Annotated in this window: 12 protein-coding genes; 10 read left to right on the top strand and 2 right to left on the bottom strand. The window is 54.5% G+C overall.

What is annotated here, in order from left to right:
- The 3 genes from NR195_RS16885 to nhaR form a co-directional block, all read left to right on the top strand.
- On the top strand, positions 1-227 hold a 227-nt coding region (locus tag NR195_RS16885), incomplete at its 5' end, for a hypothetical protein (protein WP_256844734.1).
- A gap of 128 nt (positions 228-355) precedes the next feature.
- Complete coding sequence (gene nhaA / locus NR195_RS16880; protein ID WP_010671807.1) at positions 356-1,534, top strand: Na+/H+ antiporter NhaA; 1,179 nt, start codon at positions 356-358, stop codon at positions 1,532-1,534.
- A gap of 30 nt (positions 1,535-1,564) precedes the next feature.
- Entirely contained in the window at positions 1,565-2,473 is a 909-nt protein-coding gene (nhaR, locus tag NR195_RS16875) for a transcriptional activator NhaR (protein ID WP_022625389.1), read from the top strand.
- 38 nt (positions 2,474-2,511) lie between these two features.
- Here the strand turns inward: nhaR and rpsT are convergent, their stop codons facing one another.
- The gene (rpsT, locus tag NR195_RS16870) at positions 2,512-2,775 is read right to left on the bottom strand and encodes a 30S ribosomal protein S20 (RefSeq protein ID WP_008925553.1); all 264 of its coding nucleotides are present in this window, start codon (positions 2,773-2,775) and stop codon (positions 2,512-2,514) included.
- Between the two features lie 306 nt (positions 2,776-3,081).
- On the opposite strand from rpsT, the gene ribF reads away from it, so the two are divergent.
- From ribF to dapB, 6 genes are all read left to right on the top strand, one after another.
- Entirely contained in the window at positions 3,082-4,011 is a 930-nt protein-coding gene (gene ribF, locus NR195_RS16865; protein WP_010253714.1) for a bifunctional riboflavin kinase/FAD synthetase, read from the top strand.
- A gap of 29 nt (positions 4,012-4,040) precedes the next feature.
- Positions 4,041-6,857 (top strand): isoleucine--tRNA ligase, encoded by a 2,817-nt coding sequence (ileS, locus tag NR195_RS16860; RefSeq protein WP_010671810.1) that lies wholly within the window; start codon positions 4,041-4,043, stop codon positions 6,855-6,857.
- The gene (lspA, locus tag NR195_RS16855; RefSeq protein ID WP_010253719.1) at positions 6,857-7,363 is read left to right on the top strand and encodes a signal peptidase II; all 507 of its coding nucleotides are present in this window, start codon (positions 6,857-6,859) and stop codon (positions 7,361-7,363) included. The genes ileS and lspA overlap by 1 nt, the downstream gene beginning before the upstream one ends.
- 3 nt (positions 7,364-7,366) lie before the next feature.
- On the top strand, positions 7,367-7,837 hold the full coding sequence (gene fkpB / locus NR195_RS16850) for an FKBP-type peptidyl-prolyl cis-trans isomerase (RefSeq protein ID WP_010253720.1): 471 nt from the start codon (positions 7,367-7,369) through the stop codon (positions 7,835-7,837).
- A complete protein-coding gene (ispH, locus tag NR195_RS16845) occupies positions 7,818-8,771 on the top strand; it encodes a 4-hydroxy-3-methylbut-2-enyl diphosphate reductase (protein ID WP_010253724.1) in 954 nt (317 codons plus the stop codon). The genes fkpB and ispH overlap by 20 nt, the downstream gene beginning before the upstream one ends.
- Before the next feature lie 223 nt (positions 8,772-8,994).
- Entirely contained in the window at positions 8,995-9,810 is an 816-nt protein-coding gene (gene dapB, locus NR195_RS16840; RefSeq protein ID WP_010253726.1) for a 4-hydroxy-tetrahydrodipicolinate reductase, read from the top strand.
- Positions 9,811-9,996: 186 nt separating this feature from the next.
- Here dapB and NR195_RS16835 read toward each other — a convergent pair whose 3' ends face one another.
- The gene (locus tag NR195_RS16835) at positions 9,997-10,164 is read right to left on the bottom strand and encodes a hypothetical protein (RefSeq protein ID WP_256844733.1); all 168 of its coding nucleotides are present in this window, start codon (positions 10,162-10,164) and stop codon (positions 9,997-9,999) included.
- 115 nt (positions 10,165-10,279) lie between these two features.
- Between NR195_RS16835 and carA the strand changes: the two genes are divergently transcribed.
- Positions 10,280-11,428 (top strand): glutamine-hydrolyzing carbamoyl-phosphate synthase small subunit, encoded by a 1,149-nt coding sequence (gene carA / locus NR195_RS16830; protein ID WP_033756525.1) that lies wholly within the window; start codon positions 10,280-10,282, stop codon positions 11,426-11,428.
- Positions 11,429-11,432: the final 4 nt, after the last annotated feature.

The following is an 11,432-nucleotide window of genomic DNA, read 5'->3' as shown; positions in this document are numbered from 1 at the left end:
CGAAGGTACCGCGTGAGCGGCGCGAGGACGGCCCGGCAGCAGCAGAGGTGCTCAGGCCCGCACTGCGGCTCGCTCGCCCGGAAAAAAAGCTGCCACGTTTGACCGTGACAGCCTTTACAAATCTAATCTTAACTGACCAGCATTGGAGCCCCGGCTCCGCTTTTTTTTACTTTAAATCCCCTGCCTGTGATGGCTGCATTATCTCTCCCTCACCGCAGCACTCATAAAAATGTCGACGTTTACTGCTATTACTGCTCGGCGAAACCGAGCATATAGCGCGGTATAAGCTGCTTTTAACGAACTATATGAATCGTTACACTGGTTAACATTCTGTCTCTGCTCAGGAAGATGAACGTTGAACAAGCCGCGCAAATTAAAAAATCTGCTAAAAAGTTTTATTGAAAGTGATGCCAGCAATGGCGTGATGTTGATCGTGGCGGCGGTCGCGGCGATGATCCTCGCCAATACGGCCGCTACCGCCCAGGGTTACCAGGCGTTGCTGAATGAACCGGTACAAATCCGCTTCGGGGCGCTGGATATCAGCAAAAATTTGCTGTTGTGGATCAACGATGCGCTGATGGCACTTTTCTTTCTGGTTATTGGCCTGGAAGTTAAGCGTGAGTTGATGGTCGGCGAACTTGCCAGCCGTGACAAGGCTATCTTCCCGGTCATCGCGGCAATAGGCGGCATGGCGTTACCCGCCCTGATCTTCCTGCTTTTCAACCATGGTGATGAGATTGCACGTAACGGCTGGGCCATTCCCACCGCAACCGATATCGCTTTTGCGCTGGGTGTGCTGGCCCTTCTGGGCAGCCGTGTTCCCGTTGCGCTGAAAGTCTTTTTGATGGCACTGGCGATTATTGATGACCTGGGTGCCATTGTGATTATCGCTCTGTTCTATACCAGTGACCTCTCAGTGCTCTCCCTGTGCGTGGCTGCTGGCGCCATTGTCGTGCTGGCACTCCTGAACCGCTTTAACGTCCGTAGAATCTCAGTCTACATACTGGTGGGTATCATACTCTGGACCGCCGTGCTGAAGTCGGGCGTCCACGCAACCCTGGCTGGCGTCATTGTGGGCTTTTTCGTGCCTCTGGAGAAGAAAGAGGGGCACTCTCCAGCGGAACATCTGGCGCATGGTCTGATGCCGTGGGTGAACTGGATGATTCTGCCGCTGTTTGCCTTTGCTAATGCTGGTATCTCACTTGCTGGCATTACGCTGAGTGATGTCCTCTCGCCTGAACCGTCAGGTATCATCTTCGGCCTGTTAATCGGTAAGCCATTAGGCATTACGCTCTTCTGCTGGCTGGCGGTAAAACTGCGGCTGGCAGTATTACCCAACGGCACAACCATACGCGATATTATGGCGATTGGTGTGCTGTGCGGAATTGGCTTCACTATGTCAATTTTTATCAGTTCGCTGGCCTTTGATGCCGCGCATGAACAGCTGGTGACCTTTTCTAAACTGGGCATACTGACCGGCTCTCTGCTTTCAGCCGTCATCGGCTATACGCTGCTGCGAATTAAACTGCGTTAATGGGGAGGAGGCGAAAGCCTCCTTTTTGCTATGAATCAGCTCAATTTCAATCATCTCTACTACTTCTGGCACGCCTGCCGTGCGGGATCAATTACGGCGGCAGCAGAGGCACTCTCCCTGACGCCACAGACCATTACCGGGCAGATTAAGGCACTGGAGGAGCGCCTGCAGGGCAAGCTGTTCCGGCGTCAGGGACGGGGCCTGGTACCGACGGAGCTGGGGCAGCTGGTTTTTCGCTATGCTGACCGCATGTTTATGCTGAGTCAGGAGATGCTGGATATTGTGAATTACCGCAAAGAGTCCCATCTGCTGCTGGATGTTGGCGTGGCAGATGCGCTCTCAAAGCAGCTGGTCAGCAAGGTGCTGGAGACGGCGGTGGTCGCAGAAGAGAAAATTCATCTGCGCTGTTTTGAATCGACCCACGAAATGCTGCTGGAGCAGCTCAGTCAGCACAAGCTGGATATGATTATCTCTGACTGCTCCATCGACCCCACCCAACAGGAAGGGCTGTTTTCGGTGAAGCTGGGGGAATGCCCGATCAGCTTCTGGTCAACCCAGCCGCTCAGCGATCTCTCTTTTCCGGCCTGCCTGGAGACGCGTCCCTTGCTGATTCCGGGGCGCCGCTCCATGCTGGGGCGCAAAATCCTCAACTGGATCAGCACCCAGGGGCTGCAGGTGGAGATTCTGGGTGAGTTTGATGATGCGGCACTGATGACGGCGTTTGGTGCGCGACAGAATGCGATTTTTGTCGCGCCTTTGCTGGAGATGGGTCAACGTGAGGAAATATATGAAGTCGGGCGGCTCGACGCGGTATCAGAGGAGTATCACATACTCTTCGCGGAGCGGATGATTCAGCATCCGGCGGTGCAGCGACTCTGTCACGCAGACTTCAGCGAACTCTTTCCCCGCCAGGGTACAGACGAAAAAAAACCGGCGTAAGCGCCGGCTTTTTTAACAAAGCGATTAACAACAGGCGATTAAGCCAGTTTGTTGATCTGTGCAGTCAGGTTAGACTTATAACGTGCAGCTTTGTTCTTGTGGATCAGACCTTTAGCAGCCTGACGGTCCACGAGTGGTTGCATTTCATTGAATGCGTTCTGCGCAGCAGCTTTGTCGCCTGAAGCGATCGCCGCGTATACTTTCTTAACGAAGGTACGCATCATAGAGCGGCGGCTAGCGTTATGCTTACGGCGTTTCTCAGATGTTACGGCGCGTTTCTTAGCTGATTTGATATTAGCCAAGGTACAACTCCCAAATGTGTTCTATAGAGACAAATCAAAGGCCGAGGACTATGCCCTTCTAACCTGATTTTGTCAATGGATTTGTGCAAATAAGCGTCGCCCTGAGAGCGGCACTCGGTTACGTATTTGATGGCGCAGGATTCTACCAGCTTCCCCTCGCTGAATACAGTATTTCGCGACAAAATTCTTAACATGCGCTTCTGCAACAGGAAATGCAGCGCCTAAAGCATGAAAGGCGTGCTGACGGGTTAACCTGAGTCGCTTTCAAGGGTATAATCCGCCGATTTCCACCGGTTTGGGCCAGCCATGAAGTTTATCCGCGGTATTCATAATCTTAACGAGCAGCATCGCGGCTGCGTTCTGACCATTGGTAATTTCGATGGCGTGCACCGTGGGCATCAGGCGCTGATGTCGCGGCTGTGTGAAGAGGGACGTAAGCGTAATCTGCCGGTGGTGGTCATGGTTTTTGAGCCACAGCCGCTGGAGCTGTTTGCCGGTGACAAAGCGCCGGCTCGTCTGACGCGTTTGCGTGAAAAACTGCGATACATGGCGGAAGCCGGCGTCGATAAAGTGTTGTGCGTGCGGTTCGACCGTCGCTTTGCGGCCTTATCCGCCCAGCGTTTTATCAGTGACCTGTTAGTCGAAAAGCTGGACGTAAAGTACCTTGCGGTAGGCGATGATTTCCGCTTCGGCGCTGGTCGCCAGGGTGATTTCCTGTTATTACAGAAAGCCGGTGCGGAGTACGGCTTTGAGGTCGTCAGTACCGAAACCTTCTGTGATGGCGGTAAGCGAATCAGCAGTACTGCCGTGCGTCAGGCGCTGGCCGTGGATGATTTAGCGCTGGCGCAGTCGCTGCTTGGTCACCCTTTCACTATTTCCGGCCGCGTTGTGCACGGTGATGCACTGGGACGCACGCTGGGTTTCCCCACGGCGAACCTCCCTTTACGCCGCAGCGTCTCGCCGGTGAAAGGGGTTTATGCGGTGGAGGTACGGGGTCTGACGCCCGAGCCACTGCCAGGTGTCGCCAATATCGGCACCCGTCCGACCGTAAAAGGTTTACGCCAGCAGCTTGAAGTTCACCTGCTCGACATCAATATGGATCTCTATGGTCGTCACATTGATGTGGTGCTGAAACAGAAAATACGAAACGAGCAGCGCTTTGCCTCACTGGAGGCGTTGAAAGAACAAATTGCGAACGATGTGGTAACGGCCCGGCAGTTCTTTGGGCTGCTTTAACCTGAGCGAAAAACGGAATCGAGAATCTGATGAGTGACTATAAATCTACCCTGAATTTGCCGGAAACGGGATTCCCGATGCGTGGCGATCTGGCCAAACGCGAACCGGGAATGTTGCAACGCTGGTATGCCGACAACCTGTACGGCATCATCCGCGAAGCCAAAAAAGGGAAAAAAACCTTTATCCTGCATGATGGCCCTCCGTATGCGAACGGCAGCATTCATATTGGTCACTCCGTTAACAAGATTCTGAAAGACATTATCGTTAAGTCGAAAGGCATGGCGGGTTATGACTCGCCGTATGTGCCGGGCTGGGACTGTCACGGTCTGCCAATCGAACACAAAGTTGAGCAGATGATCGGCAAGCCAGGCGAGAAAGTCACCGCTGCTGAATTCCGCGAAGCGTGCCGCAAATACGCCGCGGAACAGGTTGAAGGCCAGAAGGCGGACTTTATCCGTCTGGGCGTGCTGGGCGACTGGGATCGTCCTTACCTGACCATGGATTTCGGTACCGAAGCCAACATCATTCGTGCGCTGAGTAAAATCATCGGCAACGGCCACCTGCACAAAGGCGCGAAGCCCGTGCACTGGTGCCTGGATTGCCGTTCTGCCTTAGCAGAAGCGGAAGTGGAGTATTACGACAAAACGTCACCGTCGATTGATGTGATGTTCAACGCCATTGATGCCGACGCGGTGCGTCAGGCGTTTGGTGTGGCACAGGTTAATGGTCCGATTTCACTGGTGATCTGGACGACGACACCGTGGACGCTGCCGGCTAACCGCGCCATCTCGTTAAACGCGGAATTTGAGTATCAGCTGCTGCAGATCGACGGTCGCGCGCTGATCCTGGCAAAAGATCTGGTCGAGAGCGTGATGAAGCGCGCGGGCGTCAGCGAATGGCAGGTACTGGGCGAATGCAAAGGCGCGGCGCTGGAGCTACAGAAATTCCAGCATCCGTTCCTGGCGCTTGAGTCGCTGGTGGTGCTGGGCGATCACGTCACCCTGGAAGCGGGTACCGGTGCAGTCCACACGGCACCTGGCCACGGTCCGGATGACTATGTTATCGGTCAGAAATATGGCATCGAAACCGCCAATCCGGTCGGACCGGATGGCCGCTATCTGCCAGGCACCTATCCGACGCTGGATGGGGTCAACGTCTTTAAAGCCAACGACATGATCGTTGAGCTGCTGAAAGAGAAGGGCGCGCTGCTGCACGTTGAGAAACTGCTGCACAGCTACCCGCACTGCTGGCGCCATAAAACGCCGATCATCTTCCGCGCCACGCCGCAATGGTTCATCAGCATGGATCAGAAAGGATTGCGTGCGCAGTCGCTGAAGGAGATCAAAGGCGTGCAGTGGATCCCGGACTGGGGCCAGGCGCGTATCGAATCGATGGTGGCGAACCGTCCTGACTGGTGTATCTCTCGTCAGCGTACCTGGGGCGTACCGATGGCGCTGTTCGTTCATAAAGAGAGCGAAGAGCTGCACCCGGACACGCTGGCGCTGATGGAAAAAGTGGCGCAACGCGTTGAGCAGGAGGGGATTCAGGCCTGGTGGGATCTCGATCCGCGCGAACTGATGGGCGACGATGCCGATCATTACGTAAAAGTGCCGGATACGCTGGATGTCTGGTTTGACTCCGGTTCAACCAGCTATTCCGTGGTTGATGCGCGTCCGGAATTTGGCGGACATGCGCCTGACCTTTATCTGGAAGGGTCCGATCAGCATCGCGGCTGGTTTATGTCCTCGCTGATGATCTCCACGGCGATGAAGGGCAAAGCGCCTTATCGTCAGGTACTGACGCACGGTTTCACCGTGGATGGTCAGGGCCGCAAGATGTCGAAATCGATCGGTAACACGGTTGCGCCGCAGGATGTGATGAACAAACTGGGCGCCGATATTCTGCGCCTGTGGGTGGCATCAACCGATTACTCGGGCGAAATGGCGGTCTCCGATGAGATCCTTAAACGTTCTGCCGATGCCTATCGCCGCATCCGTAACACCGCGCGTTTCCTGCTGGCTAACCTCAGCGGCTTTAACCCGGCGACCGATCTGGTGAAACCGGAAGAGATGGTGGTGGTGGATCGCTGGGCCGTTGGTCGCGCTCAGGCGGCACAGGCCGATATCGTTGCCTCTTACGAGAACTACGATTTCCACGAAGTGATCCAGCGTCTGATGCAGTTCTGCTCAATTGAGATGGGCAGCTTCTATCTCGACATCATCAAGGATCGTCAGTACACCGCGAAAGGCGATGGCCTTGCGCGTCGCAGCTGCCAGACCGCACTGTGGCATATCGTCGAAGCGCTGGTACGCTGGATGGCACCGATCATGTCCTTTACGGCGGATGAGATCTGGGGCTACCTGCCGGGCGAACGTGCGCAGTATGTCTTCACCGAAGAGTGGTATCAGGGGCTGTTTGGCCTGGCTGAAGATGAAGCGCTGAATGACGCCTACTGGGCTGAGCTGCTGAAAGTGCGTGGCGAAGTGAACAAGGTGATCGAGCAGGCGCGTGCGGATAAACGTATCGGTGGCGCACTGGAAGCAACGGTTACGCTCTATGCCGATCCGGAGCTGGCGGCTAAACTGCAGGCGCTGGGTAATGAGCTGCGCTTTGTGCTGCTGACCTCTGGCGCACAGGTGGCTGATTACGCCCTGGCGAACGACGAAGCGCAGCAGAGTGAGCTGCTGAAAGGTCTGAAAATCGCGCTGCACAAGGCGGAAGGCGAGAAATGTCAGCGCTGCTGGCATTACACTACCGACGTCGGACAGAATCCTGAGCATGCTGAGGTCTGTGGTCGTTGTTACACTAACGTAGCCGGTGACGGCGAACAGCGTGAATTTGCCTGATGCGTAAACCTATTTTATCAACCGGATTGCGCTGGCTGTGGCTGGTGCTGGTGGTGATTGTTGTCGACTTCGCCAGTAAGCAGTGGGTGATGAACAACATGATGCTGCATGAAACCCAGCCACTGATGCCCTACCTGAACCTGTTCTACGCGCACAACTACGGCGCGGCGTTCAGTTTCCTGGCGGACAAAGGCGGCTGGCAGCGCTGGTTCTTTGCCGGTATTGCGCTGGCTATCGTGATCTCACTGGTCGTGATGATGTATCGTAATCATGCCAGTCAGAAGATCGCTAACATCGCGTATGCCCTGATCATCGGCGGCGCGATAGGCAATCTGTTTGATCGCTCATACCATGGCTTTGTGGTCGATTTTATCGATTTCTATGTCGGTAACTGGCACTTCGCTACATTTAATATCGCTGACTGCGGCATCTGTATCGGTGCTGCATTGGTGGTGCTGGAGGGCTTTTTCAGCCCGAACGGCAAACAGGCTAAACAGAAAGGGTAAGTGATGACTGAGTCCGTACAGCGCGAAAGCGCGGTGTTGGTGCATTTTACGCTGAAGCTGGAAGATGGCTCGACGGCGGAATCGACCCGTGCAAACGGCAAGCCCGCGCTGTTCCGTCTCGGTGATGGCAGCCTCTCTGCGGCACTTGAGCAGGCACTGCTGGGGCTGAAAGCGGGTGAAACTAAACAGTTTACCCTGGAACCGGACGACGCCTTTGGCGGCGTCAGCCCTGACCTGATCCAGTATTTCTCGCGTCGGGACTTTATCGATGCGGGTGAGCCGGAAGTGGGAGCCATCATGCTGTTCAGCGGCATGGGCGGCAGTGAAATGCCTGGCGTGATCCGTGAAATCTCTGGTGACTCTATCACTGTGGATTTCAACCATCCGCTGGCAGGTCGTCGTATTCAGTTTGATGTAGAGGTGCTGGAAATCGATCCCGCACTGGAGGCCAACGATGCAAATCCTGTTAGCTAATCCGCGCGGCTTCTGCGCTGGCGTTGATCGTGCCATCAGTATTGTTGAGCGCGCGCTGGAGATGTATGGCGCGCCAATCTATGTCCGTCACGAAGTGGTGCATAACCGTTACGTGGTAAACAGCCTGCGTGAGCGCGGTGCCATCTTCATTGAAGAGATCAGTGAAGTGCCGGATAACGCGATTCTGATCTTCTCCGCGCACGGTGTTTCTCAGGCGGTGCGTGCCGAAGCCAAAGCGCGCAATCTGACTATGCTGTTTGACGCTACCTGTCCGCTGGTGACTAAGGTGCATATGGAAGTGGCTCGCGCCAGCCGTAAAGGCGTTGAGGCAATACTGATTGGTCATGCGGGTCATCCGGAAGTTGAAGGCACCATGGGGCAGTACAACAACCCTAATGGCGGCATGTATCTGGTGGAGTCACCGGAAGATGTCTTCAGACTGACAGTGAAAGACGAAAACAATCTGAGCTTCATGACGCAGACCACGCTCTCTGTGGACGACACCTCTGACATCATTGATGCTCTGCGCCAGCGCTTCCCGGCGATTATCGGGCCGCGTAAAGATGATATCTGCTACGCCACCACCAACCGTCAGGAAGCGGTTCGTACTCTGGCTAAAGATGCGGAAGTGGTGCTGGTGGTGGGGTCGAAGAACTCCTCTAACTCTAACCGTCTGGCTGAGCTGGCTCAGCGTGCCGGTAAGCTGGCGAAGCTGATCGACTCTGCGGATGATATTCAGGAAGAGTGGGTAAAAGGCGTGGCCTGCATCGGCGTCACCGCAGGCGCGTCAGCGCCCGATATTCTGGTGCAGCAGGTGATCCAGCGGCTGCGTGAACTGGGCGGCGAAGCGGCAATTGAGCTGATTGGCCGTGAAGAGAATATTGTCTTCGAAGTGCCCAAAGAGCTGCGTGTCGAAGTGCGTAACGTGCAGTAACTCTGCGATATTACTGATAAAAAGGCCGACTCTGTTCGGCCTTTTTTGTTTTTTGAATCTGACAAAAAAAGTCGTTATTTGCTGCGGTGATTGCTTTTACTGATAATCACGGGCGGCTCGCATAAAATTCTTATTATCACGGATTAATAGTGGCGTGACTGTTAACTCATCGTTAACCTGATGACGCTTTGGATGCATAGTTTTGTTTTAGGAATGAATAAATATGAACACAATCCGCATTGCTATTGTGGGCGCGCCGGGCCGTATGGGCCGTAATCTGATTCAGGCGACGCAGCAGGCAGAAGGCGCAGAACTGGGTGCGGCACTGGCTCGCCCAGGCTCATCGCTGACCGGCAGCGACGCTGGTGAATTAGCGGGCATCGGAAAAAATGGCATCATCATCGCTGACGATTTACGCGCGGTGATTAACGATTTTGATGTGCTGGTCGACTTCACCCGCCCGGAAGGCACGCTGGAGTATATGGCGATCTGCCGTGAGCAGGGCAAAGCGATGGTGATCGGCACCACCGGTTTTGATGAAGCAGGCAAAGCGGCCATTCGGGCCGCGGCAGAAGATATCCCCATTGTGTTCGCCGCTAACTTCAGCGTGGGGGTTAACCTGGTGCTGAAGCTACTGGAGAAGGCTGCCAAAGTGATGGGGGAGTACGCGGATATTGAGATCGTTGAAGCGCACCACCGCCATAAAGTGGATGCGCCCTCCGGAACCGCGCTGGCGATGGGTGAGGCGATTGCCGATGCGATGCAGTGGAAACTGGACGAGCATGCGGTCTATACACGTGAGGGCCACACCGGCGAACGCCAGCCGCAGAGCATCGGTTTTGCGACAGTACGCGCGGGTGACATCGTCGGTGAGCATACTGCGATGTTTGCAGATATCGGCGAGCGCGTAGAGATAACCCACAAGGCTTCAAGCCGTATGACCTTTGCAAATGGCGCGGTTAAGTCCGCTTTATGGTTGAAAGATAAGAAATCTGGCCTGTTTGACATGCGGGATGTGCTGGATTTGTCGATGTTGTAAGTGTTGTGAACCATCGTGATGTGGTTGTTTCAATCGATAATCGCTTGATTGAAAAGGGGCAATGTTTTCATTGCCCTTAGTTTTATCTAAAATATGCCTTCCCGATATAAAAGTTATCTCTGACTCCTGTTTTTGCCTGTTTTCTTCATTTATTTGCTCTGTTGGAAGCTATTTTTGACCATTTGGTCAAAAATAAAGGCCGCGCTGCATCTGTTTTGCTTTTATGCTGCCTGGCAAACGATTATTCCGCCGAGTTTTCCTCTCTTTTTGCTGCTTATGCCCGTTATTTTCCTCAGAAGGCAGATAAGGGTGAAAAAATCCCGCCGCAGGGTAGACAATGGCCAGGGCGATCATTAGAATGCGCGCAATTTGCCAAAAATCGACAATTCAGGCGGTTTTTGCATTGATTCAGGCGGCTATTTTGAATTAATATGCAGATATTGTGACTGTTTATTCCCTGGAGGATGTTTTGATTAAGTCAGCGCTCTTGGTTCTGGAAGACGGAACCCAATTCCACGGTCGGGCCATCGGGGCAACAGGGTCGGCAGTGGGAGAAGTCGTTTTCAATACCTCAATGACCGGTTATCAAGAAATCCTCACTGATCCTTCCTATTCCCGCCAAATCGTTACTCTCACTTATCCCCATATCGGTAATGTCGGAACCAATACCGCCGACGAAGAATCCAGCCAGATTCATGCGCAGGGCCTGGTTATCCGTGACCTGCCGCTGATTGCCAGCAACTTCCGTAGTGAAGAAGGCTTATCCGCCTACCTGCAGCGCAACAACATCGTGGCGATTGCCGATATCGATACCCGCAAGCTGACGCGCTTGCTGCGTGAGAAAGGTGCACAAAACGGCTGCATCATTGCGGGCGATAATCCGGATGCCGCGCTGGCGCTGCAAAAAGCTCAGGCGTTCCCGGGACTGAAAGGGATGGATTTGGCGAAAGAGGTCTGCACCACTGAGACCTACAGCTGGCAGCAGGGCAGCTGGACGCTGGAGGGAGGGCTGCCAGAGCAGGCCGACGCTGAATCACTGCCTTACCATGTGGTGGCTTACGATTACGGTGCCAAGCGCAACATTCTGCGGATGCTGGTCGATCGCGGCTGTCGTCTGACCGTCGTTCCGGCACAGACGCCTGCCGAAGAAGTACTGAAGCTTAATCCGGATGGCATCTTCCTCTCTAACGGTCCTGGCGACCCGGAGCCGTGCGACTACGCCATCAGCGCGATTCAGGCCTTCCTGAAAACAGAGATCCCGGTGTTCGGAATCTGTCTGGGTCATCAGCTGCTGGCGCTGGCCAGCGGGGCTAAGACCGTGAAGATGAAACTGGGCCACCACGGCGGCAACCACCCGGTGAAAGATCTCGATAACAATCGCGTGATGATCACCGCGCAGAACCACGGTTTTGCGGTTGATGAGAACAATCTTCCCGCTAACCTGCGTGTAACTCACATTTCGTTGTTCGATAAAACCGTGCAGGGCATTCACCGCACTGACAAGCCCGCATTCAGCTTCCAGGGACACCCGGAAGCGAGCCCGGGCCCAGGCGATGCTGCGCCGCTGTTTGACCACTTTATTGAATTGATTGACGCATTCCGTCTGCAAGCGAAGTAATCAG

This window comes from Pantoea sp. Ft-CA_14 (assembly GCF_024520875.1).
GTDB classification, from domain to species: Bacteria; Pseudomonadota; Gammaproteobacteria; order Enterobacterales; family Enterobacteriaceae; genus Pantoea; species Pantoea agglomerans.
This window is presented reverse-complemented; position numbering and strand designations above follow the sequence as displayed.